Origin of the sequence: Kocuria arenosa, from assembly GCF_042879215.1 — a bacterium.
In the GTDB taxonomy this organism is placed as follows: Bacteria; Actinomycetota; Actinomycetes; order Actinomycetales; family Micrococcaceae; genus Kocuria; species Kocuria arenosa.
The window spans coordinates 503549-524133 of record NZ_JBHZTA010000001.1; the positions used below are offsets into that span (position 1 = coordinate 503549).

Below are 20585 nucleotides of genomic sequence, written 5' to 3' on the forward strand. Positions count from 1 at the left end.
TCTTCCCTTCTCGTGGCACACCGCGCACGGACCCCCGATGGCACCGGACGTCCGTGTCACAGCTCACATAGTGTCGTTTTCACCCTAGACGATCGGTGCACCCGGTTCCACAGGGGCCACGCCGCACCGAGTCACGGAAGCCCTCCGTGCGCGCCGCCTAGAATCGGGGCATGGTCCTCCCCGCCGTGCCCCGCCCGCCCGCCCACCTGCGCGTCGTGGACCCCGCGAGGGCCCGCGCCGGTGCCGCACGCCGCCGCCGGACGGGCGCCCCGGAGTCCCCGCTGGCGCGCAAGCGGAGGGCCCGCCGGATCAACGCGGTGCTCGCCGAGGCGTACCCCTACGCGGTCGCCGAGCTGGACTTCCGCTCCCCGTACGAGCTGCTCGTGGCCACGGTGCTCTCCGCCCAGACGACCGACGTGCGCGTGAACGCGACCACGCCCCGCCTCTTCGCCGCGTGCCCCACGCCGCGGGCGCTCGCCGAGGCGGACGAGGCCGAGATCCAGGAGATCATCCGCCCGCTCGGCTTCTACCGGGCCAAGACCCGGGCGATCCGGACCCTGGCGCAGAAGATCGTGGACGACCACGACGGCGAGGTGCCCGGGCGGCTGGAGGACCTCGTCACCCTGCCCGGCGTGGGCCGCAAGACCGCCAACGTGGTGCTCGGCAACGCCTTCGGGATCCCCGGGATCACCGTGGACACCCACTTCGGCCGGCTCGCCCGCCGCTTCGGCTGGACGGAGGAGGAGGACCCGGTCAAGGTCGAGCGGGACGTTGCCGCCCTGTTCGAGCCCCGGGACTGGACCGACCTGTCCCAGCGGCTCGTCTACCACGGGCGGCGCATCTGCCACTCCCGGCGGCCCGCGTGCGGTGTGTGCCCCGTCGCGGACCTCTGCCCCTCCTACGGCGAGGGACCCACGGACACGGCCCAGGCGGCGGCCCTGCTCAAGTACGAGTTCGCCCCGGGCCGCGAGGAGCTGCTGGAGCTGTTCCTCGCCGGACGCACCCGGGCCCAGCTGCAGGCCGACGGCTGGCCGCTGAGCTCGTGAGCGGCACCGACCAGCGAGGAGGACGACCCATGGGCGACGCCTACCAGGACCTGCTGCGCGTGGCCCGCAACGGCCGGCAGCTGCGGATGGAGGACCGCGAGCCGTGGCGGATCGGGCAGATCGACGAGAACTACCGCCGCTCGGCGGTGCTCATCCTCTTCGGGGCGCTCGACGACCAGCCCTCGCGCGCCACCGAGCACGCGGAGGGCGTGGGCCGGGACCTCGACGTGCTGCTGGTCCAGCGGGCCGCGACGCTGCGCTCCCACCCCGGCCAGGTCGCCTTCCCGGGAGGCCGCCTGGACCCGGAGGACGGGGACCTGCACGAGGTGCTGTCCGTGCCCGGGGGCGAGGTCAGCGCCGCCCACGTGCGCGCGGCCGTCCGCGAGGCCGAGGAGGAGACCGGGCTGGACCCGCGCGGGGTGGAGGTGCTCGGCGCCCTCGCCCCGGTGCCGCTGCCCGTCTCCAACCACCTGGTCACCCCGGTGCTGGGCTGGTGGCGGGACGTCTCGCCGGTGGACGTCGTGGACCACGCCGAGTCCTCCCTCGTCTTCCGCGTCCCCGTGCTCGACCTCATCGACCCGGCCAACCGGCACTCCGCGACCGTCACGCGCGGCCGGCAGACCTACCGCTCGCCCGCCTTCACGGTCCCCGTGGCCGGCACCGCGTCCACCGTGACCGTCTGGGGGTTCACCGGCGTGCTCCTGGACCGGGTGCTCACCGCGCTCGGCTGGGCCGTGCCCTGGGACACCGGCCGGCTCCTGCCCGCACCGCTTTAGCACGTCCCGCGGACCGGGTGCCCCTCCGGCCGCAACATTGCCGGTGCGCCGGAAAGCCGACCTACGATGCCAGGGTCCCCCGTGTCCACGACTCCCCAGGAGGCACCCCGGTGGCCTCGTCCCGACCCGGCCCCGAGCGGCCCCGGCTCGCCGAGCAGCTCAGCGCCGCCCGCCGCCGCCGCGGCCTGTCGGTCCGGGCGCTCGCGGCCTCGTGCCGGCTTCCCGCCAGCACCATCCAGGGCTGGCTCAGCGGGGCCCACCTGCCCGGCCCGGCCCTGCGCCCGGAGTTCACGGCCCTGCTGGACGCCCTCGGGCTGACCGACGAGCGCCCGGCGGAACTGTGGTGGGAGGACGTCACCCGCTCCCGCACCCCCGTCCGGCCCCACTCCACCCCGTACGTGGGCCTGCGCTCCTACCGTCCCGAGGACGAGACCCACTTCTTCGGCCGCAGCGCGGAGGTCGCCGTGCTCGGCGAGCGGGTGGCGCGGCTCGCGAGCGCCGTCGGGCCCCGCATCCTGGCCGTGGTGGGGGCCTCCGGCGCGGGCAAGTCCTCGCTGCTGGGCGCGGGGCTCCTCGGCCGGCTGCGGGCCGAGGGCGGACCCCTGCACGGGTGGAGCGCCGTGGCCACGACCCCGGGCCTCGACCCGGTGGGCCGGCTCGAGGAAGCGGTCGCGACGGCTCCGGACCTGCTCGTCGTGGACCAGCTGGAGGAGCTCTGGACGGGCGCCCGGGACGGGGAGGAGCCCGGGCGGTTCCTGGACCGGCTCGCCGCGGCGGGCCGGGACCGGGTGGTCGTGGTCGGCCTGCGGGCGGACTTCTTCGGCACCGCGAGCCGGCACGCCGAGCTGCGCACCGCCCTGGAGCACCCGGTGCTGCTCGGCGCGCTGACCCGCGAGCAGCTGGAGCAGATCGTCGTGGGCCCCGCGGAGGCCGTCGGCGCCCTCGTCTCCCCGGACCTGGTCGAGGTGGTCCTGCGGGACGTCGCCCCCCGCGGCACGGAGGCCGGCGTGGGCCTGCTGCCGATGCTCTCCCAGGCGATGCTCGGCACCTGGGAGCACGCCCGCGCCCGGGAGCTGACAGTGGCCGACTACCACGCGGCGGGCGGCATCACGGAGGCCGTGGAGCGCCGGGCCGAGGAGGTGCACGCCCGGCTGGGCCCGCGCGAGCGGGAGGTGGCCCGCGCGGTGTTCCTGCGGCTCGTGCGCGTGGTCGGCACCGGGACCTCCGCCACGGTGGTGCGCACCCCGGTGCTCCGGGAGGAGCTGCCGGAGGGCGGGGCGGCCGTGGTCGAGGAGTTCGCCCGCGCCCGGTTGCTGACCATCGACCGGGACGAGATCCAGCTCGGCCACGAGTCCCTGCTGGACCACTGGTCCCGGCTCAGCCGCTGGATCGAGGACAGCCGCCGCGACCTCTACGTCCGTCAGCAGCTGCAGCGCGCCACGCAGATGTGGCTCGCCAACGACCGCGACCCCCTCGCGCTGATCCCGCTGGGCCAGCTCGCCTCCTTCCAAGACTGGACCGGGGACCCCCGCCAGCAGGCGCTGCTGAGTCCGGCCGAGCGCGAGTACCTGGCGGAGAGCGAGCACCACTACGAGGACGCCCTGGAGCGGCAGAAGCGCAGCGCCCGGGAGATCGAGCGGCGCGGCCACGTGGCCCTCGTCCTGCTCGCCCTGGCCGTCTGCGCCGCTGTGGTGGCCGGTGCGCTGGGCGTCCGGGCGGAGCGCTTCCAGGTCGTCGCGGAGACCGCCCGCGACGAGGCGCTCTCCCGCCAGACCGCGCTCGAGGCCTCGCGGATCCGGGGCGAGTCGCCCAACCTTGCCTCGCAGCTGAGCCTCGCCGCCTACCGGATGGCCCCCACCCGGGAGGGCACCTCCGCGCTCATCGACGCGACGGCGGTGAGCTCTCCCGAGCGGTGGCTGGGCCGCGGCGGCGCGTCCCGCCTCGCGGCGCTGGACGACGGCTCGGTGGTGGCGCGCGCCGCCGGGGACGGGCGGTTGTCCGTGTGGCGGGACTTCGAGAGCCTGGTCGAGGACCGGGAGGACATCGTGGTCGTCGACGGCGACGAGCGGGGCCTGGCCGACGTCGACCTCGTCCAGCGGGACGGCAGGGTCCTCGCGGCCACCGCGGGGACGGGCCACGTCAGCCTGTGGGACGTCACGGACCGGCCCGCGCGGCGCCTCGCCGGTCTCGAGGTGGACGCCGGGACCCCCTTCAACGCGGTGGTGTTCTCGCCCGACGGGCGGCAGCTGCTGGCCGGCGGGAGGGGCGAGGTGCTGCGCTGGTCGCTCGGGGACCCGGAGTCCCCGGAGGCGCTGCCGCGGCTGCCCCTGGGCGAGGACGCCGACGTCCTCGCCGTCGCCGCGGCCGCCGACGGCACCGTCTACGCCGGCGGGAGCTCCGCGGGCATCAGCCGGTACGCCACCGACGGCCGGCGCACCGAGCGCCTCGAGGCGGTCGCCACCAGCCGGATCGTCCGGTCCCTCGCCCTCGACGACGACGGCGCCCGCCTGGCCGTGGGCCTCAGCGCGCGCGAGCTGAGGCTCTACGACGTGGAGGGGGACCGGCTGGCGGAGGCCGGGACCGTCCGCGACTTCGGCAGCTGGGTCAGCGACGTCAGCTTCTCCCCGGACGGCCGGGAGGTCGTGGCCGCGAGCTACGACCAGAACGCCTACGTGCACCGGCTGCCCGACCTCGCACGCGTCGACGTGTTCCCCACCGCCGCCCGGGTGACGGGGGCGCTGCAGGTGGGCGAGCGGCTGATCACCGCCTCCCAGGACGGCACCACCCGCTCGTGGGACCTGGAGGGCCCGGTCATCCACCGGCGCGGAGGACCGGTGTACCAGCTCTCCGCCGACCGCTCGGCCACCGTCCTCAGCGCCGTGGGCACCGGCAACGGCGTCGTCTCGCTCTTCGACCTCACCGGGGACGTGCCCGTCCCGCTGCCGTCCCCGGAGCCTCCGCCCGGGAAGACCCTCTGGTACGCGGGCGCCGTGGCGCCCGACGCCTCGTTCGTGGCCGGCGGCACCGAGGACGGGGACCTCCTGCTCTGGCCCCTCCAGGACGGGCGCCCGCAGGAACCGGCGCGGGCCGCGGCCCTCGACGTCGGGATCACGGGCACCGACGTCACGGCGGACGCCTCCACCATCGCGGCGTGGTCCGAGGTCGGCACCGAGATCGCCCTCCTGCGCCGTGACGCCGGGGGAGGGGTCCGGCGCGTGGCCACCGTCCCGGTGGCCGGGACGGAGGCGGCGCGGTTCAACGCCTCGGGCACGGTGCTCGCCGCGGCGGACGACGACGAGCACGTGCAGCTGTGGGACGTCTCCGACCCCGCGGCGCCGCGGCGGACCGCGGAGCTCACCCTCGACTCGGTCGCCACCTCGGCCGTGTTCTCCCCGGTGGCCGACGTCCTGGCGGTGGGCACCGAGGGCGGCCGGGTGCGCCTCTGGGACGTCGCGGACCCGTCCGACCCCCACCCGCTGGGGGAGACCTCCGACGCCCTCTCCTCCGTCAAGGGACTGCAGTTCTCCCCGGACGGCACCCTGCTGGCGGGCGCCTCCGGCGACAAGTTCGTGTGGATGTGGAAGGTCGGCGCCGCGGACCTGGAGGTCTACGCGGCCCTGTCCGCCTCAGGGGACCGGATGAACGACGTCCGCTTCGTCGGCGACCGGCTGATCGCCACCGGCGACGACGGCGTGGTGCGCAGCTGGCTGGTGCGGGCCGACGACGCGGTCGCCGCCGTCTGCTCGTCCCGCGGCGACCGGATCACCGAGGACGAATGGCGCCGGCACGTGACGGGAGCCCCGTACCAGGACCTGTGCTGAGCCCCCGTCCCCGGCCCGTCCCCGACCCGTTCCAGTGCACGTGATGCGGACCGCCGCGGAGGTCATCACTTGGCGTCCGCGTAGGACTCCACCACGGCCACGCTGACGGGGAACTCCACCGGGATCCGCCCGAACACCAGCCGCGCCGCCCGCTCGGCGCAGTCGCGGACCAGCTCGGCCGCCCGCTCGGCGTCCTCCCGCGCGCAGTGCAGCACGACCTCGTCGTGCAGGAAGAACACGAGCTCCGCGTCGACGCCCTCCCGCGCCAGGGCCGAGCGGATGGCCCCCATCCAGCACACGGCCCACTCGGCGGCCGTGCCCTGGACCACGAAGTTGCGGGTGAACCGGCCCTGCGCCCGCGCCATCGCCCCGGCGCGCCGCTCGGCCTCCTCGGTGGCGGTGTCCCGCTGGGCCGCGTCCCACGCCGGGCCCGGCAGGGGTGACCAGCGGCCCAGGTGCGTGCACACCTGCCCGCCCGTCTCGCCGACCCGGGCGGCCCGCTCCACGTAGTCCACGGCGCGGGGGAACATCCGGGCGAGGTGGGGCATGAGCCGGCCCGACTGGCCCGTGGTCGCCCCGTACATCGCGCCCAGCATGGCCACCTTCGCCTGCGGGCGCTCGGTCAGCTCCGAGCCCCGCTCCTCGCCGAGGTCCGCGATGGCCTGGTAGAGGTCCCGGCCGCGCGACGCGGCGGCCAGGGCGTCGTCGTGGGCCAGCGCCGCCAGGACGCGCGGCTCGAGCTGGGCCGCGTCGGCCACCACGAGCACCCGCCCCGCGTCCGCCCGCACGGCGTCCCGCACCACGTGCGGGATCTGCAGGGCGCCCCCGCCGCGGGCCGACCAGCGGCCGGTGACCACCCCGCCCACCACGTACTCCGGACGGAAGCGGCCGTCCCGCACCCACGTGGCCAGCCAGTGCCAGCCGTTGGCGCTGAGCAGCCGCGCCTGCTTCTTGTGCTGCAGGACGGGCTCGATCAGCGCCTGGCGCCGGGCGGCCAGGCCGGGCACGGCCCGCGCCCACTCGACGAGCTCCCACTGCCGGGTGCTCGTCACGTCGATCCCCGCCGCCCGCATCGCCTTGAGCAGCTCCTGCGGGGAGTCCGGGTTCAGCCCGGGGGCTTGCAGCGTCTCCCGCAGCCGGGCCACGGTCTCCTCCATCCGCGGGGGCCGCTCCCCGGGCGCCGGCTCGGGCCCCAGCGCGTCCTCCAGCAGGGCCCGGTGGACGTCCTCCCGCCAGGGCACCCCGGCGTGCTGCATCTCCGCGGCGATCAGCGCGCCCTGGGACTCGGCGGCCAGCAGCAGGGTCAGCCGGCGGGCGTCCACCGCGACCGCCACCGCGGCGAGCTGCGCCCGCAGCTCGCCGGCCAGCGCGGACACGTCGGGACCCGTGGCGCGGGGGAGGTCGAACAGGCTCGACTGGTCCTCGGCAGGGGACGGCGGAGGGAGCAGCCCGGGCGCCTCGTCGGCGGGCAGCGGCGCCAGCACGGGCTCGTAGGGCAGCGGGCCCGCGGCGCCGGACCCGTGGGCGGTGGCGGCCGTGGCGAGGATCGCCTGGCACAGCCGCAGGTCGTGGCACCGCTCCACCCGGGCGCCGGCGGCCAGCAGCTGCGGGTAGACCGCGCCCGTGCGCTCCCAGGTCCAGCGCGGTGGCGTGGACCCGGCCCGGCGGGCGGCCTCCTCGCGGCCGGCGACGAACGCGGCCAGCTCCCCGGCGGGCACGTCGATCCCGGGCCCGTCCGGTTCCCCGGAACCCGTCAGGTCCTGGACCCGGTGCCCGCCCCGGCCGTCCTGCGCTGGTCCCACCACGATGTGCATCCGGCCATTGTCCTGCACGGGTCCGTCACGCTACGCCGGTGCCCGGACTGCACACGCCCCCCGGCCCGCCGGAACCCGGTTGCCCGTCCACACCGGCACCGCCGCCGGCACGGACCGGTCCCGGCCGCCCCGACAGTGGGGCCATGAGCACCGCCGCCCACCTCCCCGCCCCGGCCCCTCCGACGTCCGACACCGCGGCCCACCGGCGCACCGTACGCCTCGTCAGCGACGACGCCGGGCTGCGCGCCACGGTCGAGCGCGTCTGCGCCGCAGCCGGCGCCGACCTGCTGGCCGACCCGCCCGGCGCGGCGGCGCCGGGCACGGTCGCGGACATCGACCTCGTCGACGTGCGCCACGCCGTGCGGGGACGGGTCCGGCCGGGCACGGTGCTCGTGGGCCGGCCCGAGGACCCCGGGATCTGGGACCGGGCGGCCGACCTCGGCGGCTGCGCCGTGGCCGTGCTGCCCGACGCCGCCGGGTGGCTCGCCGACCTGCTCACCGCCCGGCCCGGCGGTCCCGCCGGTCCCGGCAGCACAGGACGGGTGGTGGGCGTCCTCGGCGCCGTGGGCGGAGCCGGCACCTCCACGCTGGCGTGCTGGCTCGCCGACCGTGCCGCGCACGAGGACCGGCCTGCCGTCCTCGTGGACGCGGACCGAGCCGGCTGCGGCATCGACGTCCTGCTCGGCCTCGAGGACCAGGACGGTCTGCGCTGGCCCGACCTGCTCCGGATCGCCGGCACGGTGCACGCCGAGCAGCTGTGGCCGGCCATGGCCCGGACGGGACAGCTGCGCTGGCTCTCCTGGGACCGCTCCCCGCCGGACGGAGCCCCCGCACCGTACGCCGCCGTGCTCGAGGCGCTGCGCCGGGCCGCGGCCCTCGTCGTCGTCGATCTGGGCCGGGCGGGGCCGGGCACGGCGGACACCGCGGCCCTGTGCGACGAGGTCCTCGTGCTCACGCCCCGGACGGTGCGCGGCGTGCTGGCCGCCCGGTGGGCCGCGGGTCTCCTGGTGGGAGCCACGGCCCGTCTGGTGCCCGCCGGGCTCAACGTGGCCGACGTCGACGACGCGCTCGCCGCCGCCACGACCGGTCTGCCCGTCGCCGGCTCCCTGCGCTTCCACGGCGCCGTGCCGGAGGCCTCGGAGACGGGGCGCCTGCTCGAGGCGGGCCGCTCCCGGCGGCTCGCCCGGGACGTGGCGGGCCTGCTCGGGGCCGTGGGGGCGACCCCGTGAGCGCCGCGCGCCCCGGTCCGCCGGCCGCACTGCCGGCCGCACTGCTGGACGACGTGCGGGACCGGTTGCTGACCGCCCCCGGGCCGGTCACGGACGCCGACATCGCCGAGGCCGTGCACGCGAGCGGCCGGGTGCTCGGGGCCGCCGGCACCCTCCGGGCGGTGGAGGCCGTGCGCGCCGAGCTGACCGGGCTCGGTCCCCTCGAACCGCTGCTGCCGCACCGGGGGCTCACCGACGTCTACGTCAACGGGCCCGACCAGGTCTGGCTCGAGACCGAGGCCGGAGTGCGCCGCGTCCCGTCCCCCTTCGGCTCCGACGCCGAGGTGCGCACGCTGGCCGTGCGCCTCGTCACCGCCGCGGGACGGCGCCTCGACGCCGCCCACCCGTGCGTGGACGTCCAGACGGCCGCCGGCTACCGGGTGCACGCCGTCCTCCCGCCCATCTCCACGGGAGGGACCCTGCTCTCAGTCCGCTTCCGCAGCACGAGGACCCTGTCCCTGCAGGACCTCGTGACCGCGGGGACCGTCCACCCCGACGCCGCCGAGCTGCTCGTGGGCGCCGTGCGCTCGGGCGCCAGCTTCCTGGTCAGCGGGGCCACCGGCGCGGGGAAGACGACGGTCCTCAACGCCCTGCTCTCCTGCTCCCCGCAGCACGAGCGGATCGTGCTCATCGAGGACGCCGCCGAGCTGCGGCCCGATCACCCCCACGTGGTCGGTCTCCAGGCGCGCCACGCCAACACCGAGGGCACGGGCAGCATCGACCTGGCGGAGCTCGTCCGGCAGGCCCTGCGGATGCGCCCCGACCGGCTCGTGGTGGGCGAGTGCCGCGGCGCCGAGGTGCGGGAGCTGTTCACGGCCCTGAACACCGGTCACGCCGGGGCGGGCACCGTGCACGCCAACTCCGCCGAGGCGGTCCCCGCCCGGCTCTCGGCCCTCGGCGCCCTGGCCGGGATGAGCCGGGAGGCCGTGACGCTGCAGGCCGCGAGCGCCCTGGACCTGGTCGTGCACGTGGCCCGCTCGGGCGGCCGCCGCGAGGTCCGTGCCGTGTCCCTGCTCGAGGACCGCGGCGGCGCCCTCGTCACGGTGCCCGCGGCGGTGCGGGCCCGGGACGGCGTGCGTCGCGGTCCCGGCTGGGACCGGCTGTGCGCCCTGCTCGACCGCTCTCCCGCCCCCGGTGACGACCTCGCGGAGAGCCGGCCGTGAGCACGGTCCCGGTCACCTTCCTGACGGTCTGCCTGTGCCTCGCCGGGAGCACCGCGGCGCTGCTCGCGGGCCCCGCCCACCGCGTCCGGTCGGTCGCGCGGACAGGCACCGGCGCCGCTCCCGCGGTCCCGTGGTGGGCCCGGTTCACCCGGGACGCCGAGGCGGAGGCCGCCGAGTGGACCGCACTGCTGCGCCGGCTCGCGGCGCTGCTGCAGGCGGGCCGGTCCCCGGCGGCCGCCTTCGAGGGAGCGGGCCTCGCCGGACACCGTGGCTCCCGCACGGGCACCGGCCGGCACATCGAGCTGCTGTGCACCTCCGTGGCGTCCGCCGCCCGGCTGGGACTCTGTGTCTCGACCGCCCTGGCGGGAGCGCCGGCCCCGGAGCTCGGCCACCGTCCGCTGGAGCGGCGGGCCGTCGCCACCACGGCCGAGCTCGCCCTGTGCTGGGCGGTGTCCGAGCGCACCGGCGCGCCCCTCGCCGCGCTGCTCGGCGGTCTCGCCGACGCCCTCGAGGCGGAGCTGGACGCCGAGGCGGCACGCGGCACCGCCCTGGCCGGTCCCCGCTCCACCGTCCGGATCCTGACCTGGCTCCCGGTGCTCGGGATCGGCCTGGGCATGCTCATGGGCGTCGACCCGCTGCGCACGCTGCTCACCACGCCGTGGGGACTCGCCGCCCTCGTGTCCGGCGCGGTGCTCACGGTCCTCGGACGGGTGTGGACGCGCACGCTGATCGGCCGCGCCGAGGCGGTGGGAGCGCGATGACCGCCCTCGCCGCGCCCGCCGCCGGGCTGGTCCTGCTGGCCGCCGTGGCGCTGGCCGCGCTCCCGTCCCGGGCCCGGTTGCCGGGGACGCCCCGCCCAGCCGCGGCCCGCCGCCGCCCACCCGGGCCGCACGTCTCCGCCGGCGTCCTCGTGGAGCTCACCGCCGCCATGCTGGACGCCGGTCTGCCGCTCGGGGAGGCCGTGGCCGTGCTGGGCGGGAGCAGGAAGGACGCCACCGGCGCCGTCCTCGAGGGGGTGGGCTCCCGGCTGCGACTGGGACTGCCGTGGCACACGGCGTGGGCCTCGGCGGGCGAGCTGCCCACGCACCTTGCCGACTACCGCGAGGCGCTCACGTTCACGGCGACGTCAGGGGCACCGTCGGCCCGGAGCCTGCGCTCGCAGGCCGCCCAGGTCCGGCGGGCGGCCTACCGGCGGGCCGAGCGCGCGGCGGAGTCGCTGTCCGTCCAGCTCGTCCTGCCACTGGGCCTGTGCTCGCTGCCCGCCTTCGTCTGCTGGGGCGTCCTGCCGGTCGTGATGGGACTCGTCCCCGAGGTGTTCGGATGACCCGCCGCGCCCGGAGCCGCGGGCCCCCGGCCGCCGGGTCGCGCCCGCTCCGCACCGGATCCCCGCCCGCGCGCCCTGCGCCCTCGAGGACCGGCCGGGCGCCGCCGCGCTTCGCCGCCCCACCGCCTCGGCCGGCCAGTGCTGCCGGCTCAATGCTGCTCACCAGTGCTGCTCACCAGTGCTGCGCGTCCGGCACCTGTTCCGCCCGCATCTGTTCGTCCTGCACCGAAAGGATCGTCATGTCCCAGCACCAGATCACTGCATCCCGCCCCGTCCGGAAGCGCCGCGGTCGCCCGGGGCTCGCCCCGGGCGCCGTCGCCGGGGGCCGCCCGGCCGCGCCGCCTGCCCGAGGGACCACCGGGGCTCCGGCCCGCCCGCTCGTCCGGGCCGGGGACGCGGACCTCGGCGCGACCACCGTGGAGTACGCCATGGTCGTGCTCGCCGCCGCGGCCTTCGGCGGCGTCATGGCAGCGGTGCTCTCCTCCGGTCAGGTGCGCGAGCTCCTGACCGCGATCATCGAGAAGGCGCTCGGCGTCTGAGCGTCCACTCCCCGCGGGTCCCGCGGTGCCCCTGGCGGCGCCGCGGGACCCGCGGCGGGTCGTCCCCGTCCCACCGACCCCAGCGGCCACGCACCATGCCCCGTGAGGAGACCGCCATGCCCGCCGACCGCCCCCGCTCTCGCTCAGCTCCCCGTTCCTGTTCCCGTTGTGGTTCCTGTTCCCGTTGTGGTTCCTGGCCCCGTTCCCGTTGTGGTTCCTGTTCCCGTTGTGGTTCCTGGCCCCGTTCCCGTTCCCGTTGTCTTTCCGGTTCCTGTCCCGCTGCTCCGCTCCGCTCACGGTCGAGCCTCGGACGGCGGCCTGCGCCGCCGGACCAGGGCGCCGTCACCGCCGAGACGGCCGTGCTGCTGCCCGCCCTCGTGCTGCTCCTGGCCGTGCTGCTCGCGGCCGCCGCGGCCGGGATGACCCTCATCCGGTACGAGGAGGCGGCGCGGGCCTCGGCCCGGGCCGCCGCCCGCGGCGAGAGCGCCGCCGTGGTCCGCTCCACGGCGCTGCACGTGGCCGGGGAGGACGCCGTCGTCCGTCTGGGTGGGGACGCCGGCACGGCCACGGTCACCGTCACCGGCCCCGCTCCCGGCATCCTCGGGACCTGGGGCAGCTGGGAGCTGCGCGCCGACGCCTCGGCCGAGATCGAGGGGGCCGGTGCGGCCGGTGGCTGAGCCCGTGGCGCGAGGCGGCCCGGGCCGGGGCGACGGCTGCCGACACGGCGACGGTGACCGGGGGAGCGGCACCGTGCACGCGCTGACGCTCACCCTGGTGCTGGGCGTGCTGCTGCTGACCGTGCTGCTGCTCGCCCAGGCGGGGATCGCGACCCACCGTGCCGGCAAGGCCGCCGATCTCGCGGCGCTCGCCGCCGCAGACACCGCCCGGGGCCTCGTGGCCGGCGACCCGTGCGGCACCGCCGAGCGCGTGGCCCGGGGCAACGGGGCGCGGCTCGAACGGTGCGAGCTCGTGGAACCGGAGCGCGTCGTCGTCGACGTGCGCACCACCGTGGCCCTCGACGGGCCCCTCGCCCGCTTCGGGCCCGCCCGCGGCGTGTCCCGGGCCGGGCCGCCGGAGGCCGCCGGTGTTCCCTGAGGCATCAGGGGCGGGGGGCCTCGTGCAGCACGGCGTCGATCAGCCGCACCGCGCCGCCCTTGTCCAGCGGGTTGTTGCGGTTGCCGCACTTGGGCGACTGCACGCAGGACGGGCACCCGTGCTCGCACTCGCACGAGGAGATGGCCTCACGGGTGGCGCCCAGCCACGCGACCGCCGTGGCGTAGCCGCGCTCCGCGAACCCCGCGCCGCCGGGGTGGCCGTCGTAGACGAAGACCGTGGGCAGCTCCGTGTCGGCGTGCAGCGCGGTCGAGAGCCCGCCCACGTCCCAGCGGTCGCACGAGGCCACGAGCGGCAGCAGTCCGATCGCGGCGTGCTCGGCCGCGTGCAGCGCCCCGGGGACGTCGGGCTCCTCGATCCCCGCGCCGGTCAGCACGGGGCCCGGGACGGTGAACCAGACGGACTTCGTGAACAGGTCCCGGGCCCCGAGGTCGAGGGGCTCCTCGCCCAGCACCTCGTTGGAGATCACGGCCTTGCGCTGGAACGAGACCACCTTCGTGGTGACCTGCACCTGGCCGAAGTGGACGGTCACCGGTCCCCACCGCTCCGAGCGCTCCTCGGCGACCACGCTCACCTGCGTGATGTCCCGCGCGGTGGTGTAGAAGTCGGGGTGCGCCCGCGTCACGGCGGCGACCGACCCCGCCTCGTCGAGCTCGTCCACGATGTAGGTCCGGCCCTGGTGCACGTACACGGCCCCGGGGTGGGCCTGGTAGTGGGACTGGGGGGAGTCCATCGTGCCCAGCACCGCGCCGGTGTCCGTCTCGATGATCCGGATCGGTCCGCCGCCGTCCGAGCGCAGCGACACCATCCCCGCCGCGGACTGGGGGTGCGTCCAGAACCAGCCGGCCGGCCGGCGGCGCAGGTGCCCGCTCGCCACGAGCGAGCCGAGCACCTCCGCGGCCGTGGGCCCGAAGCTGTCGATCTCCTCCGCGCGCAGCGGCTGCTCCGCCGCGGCCGCGCACAGGTGCGGGGCCAGCACGTAGGGGTTCGAGGGGTCGAAGACCGTGGCCTCGACGTCCACGTCGAAGATCGCCTCCGGGTGGTTCACGAGGTACGTGTCGAGGGGGTCGTCGCCGGCCACGAAGGCCGCCAGGGCCTCCTGCCCGGCCCGGCCGGCCCGGCCGATCTGCTGGAAGAAGGACGCCCGGGTGCCGGGCCATCCCGCCACGACCACGGCGTCCAGCCCGGCCACGTCGATGCCGAGCTCGAGCGCGGACGTGCTGGCGATCCCCAGCAGCCGCCCGTCCCGCAGCGCCTCCTCGAGCTCCCGGCGCTCCTCGGGGAGGAACCCGGAGCGGTAGGCCGCCACCCGGTGGGCCAGCGAGGGGTCGACCTCCTCCAGCTGGCGGTGGGCGATCTGGGCGATCGTCTCCGCGCCGCGGCGGGACTTGATGAACGCGATGGTGCGGACCTGGCGGAGCACCAGGTCCGTGAGCATGTCGGCGGTCTCGGCCAGGGCCGTGCGGCGCACGGGGGCGTCGTTCTCGCCGCCACCGTCCGTCTGCTCCGGCTCCCAGAGCACCACCGTGACCGGCCCGTGCGGGGAGAAGTCCGTGGTCACCGGCGTCACCTCCGCCTCGGGGACGCCGACGAGGCGGGCGAAGGAGGAGTGCGGCTCGAAGGAGGTCGCGGACGCCCCGATGAAGACGGGATCCGCACCGTAGAGACGGCAGATCCGGCGCAGCCGCCGCATGAGGTTGGCCACGTGCGAGCCGAAGACGCCCCGGTAGGAGTGGGCCTCGTCCACCACGACGTACTTCAGGCGGCGGAAGAAGCGGGACCACCGTGCGTGGTTGGGCAGCACCCCGTAGTGCAGCATGTCCGGGTTGCACAGCACCACGTCGGCGTGGTCCCGGACCCACCGGCGCTCCGCGGGGTCGGTGTCTCCGTCGTAGGTGGCGGCGCGCAGGGTCGGCAGGCCGAGCGCGTCCAGGCCCTTGAGCTGGTCGGCGGCGAGGGCCTTGGTGGGGGAGAGATAGAGGGCCGTGGCCTCGTCCGGGTGATGGATCATGCCCGGGTTCGCCAGCGCCGCGAGCCGGCCACGGTGCACGGCGTCGGCCACGGGCGCCTGGTAGGCCAGGGACTTCCCCGACGCGGTCCCCGTGGCGACTACCACGTGCCGGGGGGCCAGCACCGCCTGGACCTGGTGCAGGTACGGCGCGTGCACGCCGAGCCGCTCGTAGGCCGCGACCACGTCCGGGTGCAGGTGCTCGGGCCACGGCGCCGTCACGGCGTCCCGGTCGGGGATCTCCCGGACGTGCCGCACCTGCTCCGGCGCGTCGCCGCGGCCGAGCAGGGGGATCAGGGAGTCGTGGTCGGAGGACGGCACCGGTTCATTGTGCCACCGCGGCCCCGGCGCCCCCACCCGCGGAGGGAGCGCCGGGACGGCGGGGCACGCCGGCCGCGGACGGGGCCGGACCGGTGTGCCGGCCCGGCACACCGACCCTGCTCCTCAGTCCGGTCCTGCCGTGTCAGCTCTGTCCCGCGGCGCCCCGGACCCGCCGGTGCACGCGCGCCTCCCAGGGGGCCAGGACGGTGACGTCCGCAGGGCCGCCGGACAGGTTGCCGAGCAGCACCTCCGTGCCGGCCCAGGCGGCGGCGTCCCGCAGGTCGACACCCACCTCCTCACCCGAGACGTTGCACACCACCAGCAGCTCCACCTCGCCGAGCCGCCGGGTGAAGGCGTAGACCTGTTCGTGGTGGGGGACCAGCATGGTGAAGTCGCCCAGGGCGACGACGGGCTCGGTGTGCCGCAGCGCGATGAGGCGGCGGTAGTGGTGGAACACCGAGTGCTCGTCGGCCCGGGCGGCCTCGGCGTTGACCACCTCGTGGTTCGGGTTGACCGCGATCCACGCGGTGCCGGTGGTGAACCCGGCGTTCTCTCCGCCGGTCCACTGGACCGGGGTGCGGGCGTTGTCCCGCCCGGTCCAGCGCAGCCCCTCGAGCACGGTGGCGGGCTCGGCGCCGGCGGCCACGGCGTGGCGGTAGTGGTTGACCGACTCGATGTCGCGGAAGTCCTCGATCGTCTCGAACGGGGCGTTGGTCATGCCCAGCTCCTCGCCCTGGTACACGTACGGGGTGCCGCGGTGCAGGTGCAGCAGAGTGGCCAGGCACGTGGCCGAGGCCACCCGGTGGGCGGGGGAGTCGTCTCCGAAGCGCGAGACCGCCCGGGGCTGGTCGTGGTTGTTCCAGTACAGGGAGTTCCAGCCGACCTCCTCCAGGCCCTCCTGCCAGCGGCCCAGCGAGGCCTTCAGATCGGTCAGCCGCAGCGGCTTCGGGTCGAACTTCCCCCCGGGGCCGTGGTCGAGGCCCACGTGCTCGAACTGGAAGACCATGTCCACCTCGGCCCGGGCCGGATCGGTGAACAGCACCGCCTCCTCCACGGTCACCCCCGGCATCTCGCCCACCGTGATGAGCTCGGCGTCCCGGCCGGCGAAGACCTCGCGGTGCATCTCCTGGAGGAACTCGTGGATCCGGGGACCGCAGAGGTAGGACGCCGACCCGTCGCCCCAGGGCGTCCCGTCCACCGGCGGCCCGTCGTGCAGGTGGCCGTCTCCGGCGACGTCCTTGCTGATCATGTTGATGACGTCCATGCGGAAGCCGTCCACCCCGCGGTCCAGCCACCAGCGCATCATCGCGTACACCGCCTGGCGCACCTCGGGGTTCTCCCAGTTGAGGTCCGGCTGCTTGCGGGAGAACAGGTGCAGGTAGTACTCGCCCGAGGCCTCGTCGAGCTCCCAGGTCGAGCCGGAGAAGAAGCTCTGCCAGTTCGTGGGCTCCGCGCCCGGGGCGCCGGGCTCCATGCCCTTGCGCGGGGCCCGCCACCAGTACCAGTCCCGTTTCGGGGAGTCCGGGGAGGAGCGGGACTCCACGAACCAGGGGTGCTCGTCGGAGGTGTGGTTGACCACGAGGTCCATCACCAGCTTCATGCCGCGTCCGTGCACCGCGGCGAGCAGCTCGTCGAACTGCTCGAGGGTGCCGAAGGCCGGGTCGATGTCCTGGTAGTCGCTGATGTCGTAGCCGTTGTCGTCCTGCGGGGACCGGTAGACGGGGGAGAGCCAGAGCACGTCCACGCCCAGGTCCTGCAGGTGGTCCAGGTGGGCGATGATGCCGCCGAGGTCGCCGATCCCGTCGCCGTCGGAGTCGGCGAAGGACCGGGGATAGATCTGGTAGACGACCGCGTCGGTCCACCACGCGGGGGCGTCCCCGGTGCCGCTGCCGGTGCCGGAGCGCTGGGCGGTGGTGTGCTGCTGCTGGTGCTCGGTGCTCATTCGACTGCTCCTCGGGTGACTCCGCGGACGACCGGCCCACGGCAGGCGACGGCACGCCGGGATGGCAGTGTCGTCGCCCAGGTGCGGCCCGTCTCGATACCCGACCAGTCTGCGTGACGGGCGCACTGTGGTGACATCGCTGACGTGGATATAATCAACACCATTACACATAAATTGTGTTCAATTGAACATCATGCGGGTGGTGCGGGTCCACATGCCCCGAGCCACCGGCCCGCACGGGCCGCTCGACCACTCAGGAGAACCGATGACCGAGATGCTCCCGGACCGCCGGCGGCGGGAGATCCTCGACCGCGTGCGCGCGGCCGGTGCCGTGCGGGTCGCCGACCTGGTCGCCGAGCTGGGCGTGTCCGACATGACGGTGCGCCGGGACCTGGACCGGCTGGCCCGGGACGGGGAGCTGCAGAAGGTGCACGGCGGGGCGAGGCTGCCGGTGGGGTCCTCCGCCGCCGAGCCCGGCTTTCCGCACAAGTCGGAGTTGCAGCTTCCGGAGAAGGCGGCGATCGCCGCGGCGGCCGAGGCCATGGTGGAGCCGGGGATGTCCGTCTCCCTGAACTCCGGGACCACCACCTTCGCGCTGGCCCGCGCCCTGCGCCGCGTCTCCGGCATCACGGTGGTGACGAACTCCCCCCGCATCGCCGACGTGCTCCAGGACGCGCCGGCCGCGGGCCAGACCGTGGTCCTCACCGGCGGCGTCCGCACCCCGTCCGACGCCCTGGTGGGCCCGCTGGCCACGGCCGCCCTGCGCACCCTGCACGTGGACGTGTGCTTCCTGGGCGTCCACGGGATCAGCGAACGGCACGGACTGACCACCCCGAACATGATGGAGGCCGAGATCAACCGCCTCTTCCTGGAACGCTGCGACCGCAGCGTGGTGCTGGCCGACTCCACCAAGTGGGGCCTGTCCGGCCTGTATCGCATCGCCGGTCTCGACGAGGTCGACTCCGTCGTGAGCGACGACGGCCTGGGCGCGGCGGACCGCGAGACCTTGAGCCGACACATCCCCGATCTGCGACTGGAGCCCGTCCGATGACATCGCCGCTGCCCACCGACCGTGCCGGGGCCATCGCGCACCGGACCCACCACCTCGCCGACGGACGGGAGGCCGTGTTCTTCGGCGACCGCGGCACCCCGCCCGTGGAGCACGTCGTGGACCGCCGGCCCCTGGACGCCCGCTCCGGTGGTGGGGAGGTGCGCTTCGACCGGCTGACGGGGGAGTGGGTGGCGGTGGCCGCCCACCGGCAGGCGCGCACCTACCTGCCCCCGGCCGACCAGTGCCCGCTGTGCCCGAGCGTGGGCGGACGGGAGTCGGAGATCCCCACGGAGGACTTCGACGTCGTCGTCTTCGAGAACCGCTTCCCCTCGCTGGGCCCGGCGCTGGCCGAGCTGCCGGACCCGCAGCAGGTGGGGGAGCGCTCCCTGTGGGGCGCCCCGTCACCGGCGGTGGGCCGGTGCGAGGTGGTGGTGTTCACCCCGGAGCACCAGGGCTCCTTCGCGTCCCTGCCCGCCGAGCGGGCACGCACCGTGGTGGAGGCCTGGGCCCAGCGCACCGAGGTGCTGTCGCGGATGGCAGGGATCCGGCACGTCTTCCCGTTCGAGAACCGGGGGGAGCAGATCGGCGTGACGCTGCACCACCCGCACGGGCAGATCTACGCCTATCCCTACCCCGCTCCGCACGCGGCGCGGCTCGCGGCTCGCTCGAGGGCGCACCTCGAGGGCACGGGACGGGCGCTGATGGGTGAGGTCCTGGCCGACGAGACCGCCTCCGGGGACCGCATGGTGATCACGGGCGAGCACTTCTCGGCCTACGTCCCCTACGCCGCGCGCTGGCCGCTCGAGGTCCACCTGGTCCCGCACCGTCAGGTCCCGGACCTGGCCGCCCTCACCGGAGTGGAGCGGGACGAGCTGGCCGTGGTGTACCAGGACCTGGTCCAGCGCGTGGACCGGCTCTACGCCACGCCGACGCCCTACATCGCCGCCTGGCACCAGACCCCCGTGAGTGCGGCGGACCGCGAGGCCGGCCGGCTGCACCTGCAGCTGACCAGCCCGCGGCGCGCGGAGGACAAGCTGAAGTTCCTGGCCGGCTCCGAGGCCGCCATGGGGGCGTTCATCAACGACGTCACCGCCGAGCAGACCGCCGCACGCCTGAGGGAGGCCGCCCGATGACCCACCAGCAGAGCGCTCAGCAGGCAGGGCACGACGACGACACCCGGGCCGAGGAGCTCTCCCGCCGGTTCGCCGAGGTCTACGGACACGCCCCGGACGGGGTGTGGCGGGCCCCGGGGCGGGTGAACCTCATCGGGGAGCACACCGACTACAACGACGGCTTCGTGCTGCCCTTCGCCATCGACCGTGCGGCGATGGTCGCGGTCCGGCTGCGCCGGGCGGACGCGGCGGGACACGACGGGGACGCGGCAGCTGCCGGGCACGACGTCGTCGACCTGGCCTCCACCTGGGCCCCGGACGACTCGGGCCCCGCGCGGGCCCGGTTCCGGATCTCCGACCTGGTGCCGGGAGCGGTGTCCGGGTGGGGAGCCTATCCGGCGGGCGTGGTGCACGTGCTGGCCGGCCTCGACGGGGTGGAGGTGCCGGGGTTCGAGCTGCTGCTGGACTCGACCGTCCCCGTGGGGGCGGGCCTGTCCTCCTCCCACGCCGTGGAGGTCGCCACGATCGTGGCGCTCGACGACCTGCTCGACCTGGACCTGGACCGGCCGGCCATGGCGAGGCTGACCCAGCAGGCGGAGAACGACTTCGTCGGCGCACCCACCGGCATCATGGACCAGTCGGCCTCGCTGATGGGCCGGAGCGGGGCGGCGCTGTTCCTGGACTGCCGGACCCTGGAGTCCGAACTCGTGCCCCTCCCGGTGGCCCAGCACGGGCTGACGGTGCTGGTGGTCGACACGGGTGTCGCCCACTCCCACGCCGACGGCGGCTACGGCGCCCGGCGCGCCTCCTGTGAGCGCGGGGCCGTCGCCCTCGGGGCGGCCTCTCTGCGCGACGTCCCGGAGCAGGCCGACCTCACGGCACTGGACGACGAGACCGCCCGCCGGGTCCGGCACGTCCTCGGCGAGAACCGCCGGGTCCTGGAGACCGTCGAACGGCTGCGGGCCGGGGACGTCCGGGGCATCGGTGAGCTGCTGGTCGCCTCCCACGTCTCGCTGCGGGACGACTACGAGGTCTCGTGCCCCGAGCTCGACCTCGCCGTCGGCGCGGCCCTGGCCGCCGGGGCGGTCGGGGCGCGGATGACCGGCGGCGGCTTCGGCGGCTCCGCGATCGCGCTCGTGCCCGCGGGGCAGGCGGAACAGGTCCGGACCGCCGTCGCGGAGGCCTTCGCGAGCGCGGGACACCGGGCGCCTGAGGTCTTCGTCGTGGTCCCGGGAGAGGGCGCCGGCCGGGTGCGCTGAGGCGCTCGGCTCCGGCAGGAGGAGACCG

The 20585-nt window shown here is 75.9% G+C and carries 16 protein-coding genes; 13 read left to right on the top strand and 3 right to left on the bottom strand.

Translation table 11 applies throughout. The annotated features are described in order from the left end of the window. Positions 1-170: 170 nt before the first annotated feature. The 3 genes from nth (at position 171) to ACFYE3_RS02400 (ending at position 5643) form a co-directional block, all read left to right on the top strand. Positions 171-1046, top strand: a complete 876-nt coding sequence (gene nth, locus ACFYE3_RS02390; protein ID WP_387605186.1) for an endonuclease III — start codon at positions 171-173, stop codon at positions 1044-1046. A 29-nt stretch (positions 1047-1075) separates the two neighbouring features. Further along, positions 1076-1822 carry an NUDIX hydrolase gene (locus ACFYE3_RS02395; protein WP_387605185.1) on the top strand — a complete coding sequence of 249 codons (747 nt, stop codon included), beginning with the start codon at positions 1076-1078 and terminating at the stop codon, positions 1820-1822. Positions 1823-1932: 110 nt separating this feature from the next. Then, entirely contained in the window at positions 1933-5643 is a 3711-nt protein-coding gene (locus tag ACFYE3_RS02400) for an nSTAND1 domain-containing NTPase (protein ID WP_387605184.1), read from the top strand. Positions 5644-5708: 65 nt separating this feature from the next. Here the strand turns inward: ACFYE3_RS02400 and ACFYE3_RS02405 are convergent, their stop codons facing one another. Next, a complete protein-coding gene (locus tag ACFYE3_RS02405; RefSeq protein ID WP_387605183.1) occupies positions 5709-7457 on the bottom strand; it encodes a bifunctional 3'-5' exonuclease/DNA polymerase in 1749 nt (582 codons plus the stop codon). Positions 7458-7600: 143 nt separating this feature from the next. On the opposite strand from ACFYE3_RS02405, the gene ssd reads away from it, so the two are divergent. From ssd to ACFYE3_RS02440, 7 genes are all read left to right on the top strand, one after another. Next, entirely contained in the window at positions 7601-8686 is a 1086-nt protein-coding gene (gene ssd / locus ACFYE3_RS02410) for a septum site-determining protein Ssd (protein ID WP_387605182.1), read from the top strand. After that, complete coding sequence (locus tag ACFYE3_RS02415; RefSeq protein WP_387605181.1) at positions 8683-9888, top strand: TadA family conjugal transfer-associated ATPase; 1206 nt, start codon at positions 8683-8685, stop codon at positions 9886-9888. The genes ssd and ACFYE3_RS02415 overlap by 4 nt, the downstream gene beginning before the upstream one ends. Further along, positions 9885-10649, top strand: coding sequence for a type II secretion system F family protein (locus ACFYE3_RS02420; RefSeq protein ID WP_387605180.1), 765 nt, complete (start codon positions 9885-9887; stop codon positions 10647-10649). The genes ACFYE3_RS02415 and ACFYE3_RS02420 overlap by 4 nt, the downstream gene beginning before the upstream one ends. Next, positions 10646-11212, top strand: coding sequence for a type II secretion system F family protein (locus tag ACFYE3_RS02425; RefSeq protein ID WP_387605179.1), 567 nt, complete (start codon positions 10646-10648; stop codon positions 11210-11212). The genes ACFYE3_RS02420 and ACFYE3_RS02425 overlap by 4 nt, the downstream gene beginning before the upstream one ends. Positions 11213-11451: 239 nt before the next feature. Then, positions 11452-11751 carry a DUF4244 domain-containing protein gene (locus ACFYE3_RS02430; protein ID WP_387605178.1) on the top strand — a complete coding sequence of 100 codons (300 nt, stop codon included), beginning with the start codon at positions 11452-11454 and terminating at the stop codon, positions 11749-11751. A 359-nt stretch (positions 11752-12110) separates the two neighbouring features. Next, positions 12111-12428, top strand: a complete 318-nt coding sequence (locus ACFYE3_RS02435) for a TadE family type IV pilus minor pilin (RefSeq protein WP_387605176.1) — start codon at positions 12111-12113, stop codon at positions 12426-12428. A gap of 73 nt (positions 12429-12501) precedes the next feature. After that, complete coding sequence (locus ACFYE3_RS02440; RefSeq protein ID WP_387605175.1) at positions 12502-12846, top strand: Rv3654c family TadE-like protein; 345 nt, start codon at positions 12502-12504, stop codon at positions 12844-12846. Positions 12847-12850: 4 nt separating this feature from the next. On the opposite strand, the gene ACFYE3_RS02445 is transcribed toward ACFYE3_RS02440, so the two are convergent. Then, positions 12851-15193: a DEAD/DEAH box helicase gene (locus ACFYE3_RS02445; RefSeq protein WP_387605174.1), complete on the bottom strand. Its 2343-nt coding sequence runs from the start codon at positions 15191-15193 to the stop codon at positions 12851-12853. 142 nt (positions 15194-15335) lie between these two features. After that, entirely contained in the window at positions 15336-17135 is a 1800-nt protein-coding gene (locus ACFYE3_RS02450) for a glycoside hydrolase family 13 protein (RefSeq protein WP_387605173.1), read from the bottom strand. 265 nt (positions 17136-17400) lie between these two features. On the opposite strand from ACFYE3_RS02450, the gene ACFYE3_RS02455 reads away from it, so the two are divergent. From ACFYE3_RS02455 to galK, 3 genes are read left to right on the top strand one after another with little or no spacing between them, the layout of a single operon-like run. After that, entirely contained in the window at positions 17401-18186 is a 786-nt protein-coding gene (locus tag ACFYE3_RS02455) for a DeoR/GlpR family DNA-binding transcription regulator (RefSeq protein ID WP_387605172.1), read from the top strand. Beyond that, the gene (gene galT / locus ACFYE3_RS02460; protein WP_387605171.1) at positions 18183-19319 is read left to right on the top strand and encodes a galactose-1-phosphate uridylyltransferase; all 1137 of its coding nucleotides are present in this window, start codon (positions 18183-18185) and stop codon (positions 19317-19319) included. Before ACFYE3_RS02455 ends, galT begins: the two co-directional genes overlap by 4 nt. Then, positions 19316-20557 carry a galactokinase gene (gene galK / locus ACFYE3_RS02465; protein WP_387605169.1) on the top strand — a complete coding sequence of 414 codons (1242 nt, stop codon included), beginning with the start codon at positions 19316-19318 and terminating at the stop codon, positions 20555-20557. The genes galT and galK overlap by 4 nt, the downstream gene beginning before the upstream one ends. Positions 20558-20585 lie beyond the last annotated feature (28 nt).

What these genes read in the sequence shown, in the direction of transcription:
- ACFYE3_RS02405 (WP_387605183.1), bottom strand. Translation starts at nt 7,457, where the DNA reads ATGCACATCGTGGTGGGACCAGCGCAGGACGGCCGGGGCGGGCACCGG.
- galT (WP_387605171.1), top strand. Translation starts at nt 18,183, where the DNA reads ATGACATCGCCGCTGCCCACCGACCGTGCCGGGGCCATCGCGCACCGG.
- ACFYE3_RS02395 (WP_387605185.1), top strand. Translation starts at nt 1,076, where the DNA reads ATGGGCGACGCCTACCAGGACCTGCTGCGCGTGGCCCGCAACGGCCGG.
- ACFYE3_RS02450 (WP_387605173.1), bottom strand. Translation starts at nt 17,135, where the DNA reads ATGAGCACCGAGCACCAGCAGCAGCACACCACCGCCCAGCGCTCCGGC.
- nth (WP_387605186.1), top strand. Translation starts at nt 171, where the DNA reads ATGGTCCTCCCCGCCGTGCCCCGCCCGCCCGCCCACCTGCGCGTCGTG.
- ACFYE3_RS02425 (WP_387605179.1), top strand. Translation starts at nt 10,646, where the DNA reads ATGACCGCCCTCGCCGCGCCCGCCGCCGGGCTGGTCCTGCTGGCCGCC.
- ACFYE3_RS02430 (WP_387605178.1), top strand. Translation starts at nt 11,452, where the DNA reads ATGTCCCAGCACCAGATCACTGCATCCCGCCCCGTCCGGAAGCGCCGC.
- galK (WP_387605169.1), top strand. Translation starts at nt 19,316, where the DNA reads ATGACCCACCAGCAGAGCGCTCAGCAGGCAGGGCACGACGACGACACC.
- ssd (WP_387605182.1), top strand. Translation starts at nt 7,601, where the DNA reads ATGAGCACCGCCGCCCACCTCCCCGCCCCGGCCCCTCCGACGTCCGAC.
- ACFYE3_RS02455 (WP_387605172.1), top strand. Translation starts at nt 17,401, where the DNA reads ATGACCGAGATGCTCCCGGACCGCCGGCGGCGGGAGATCCTCGACCGC.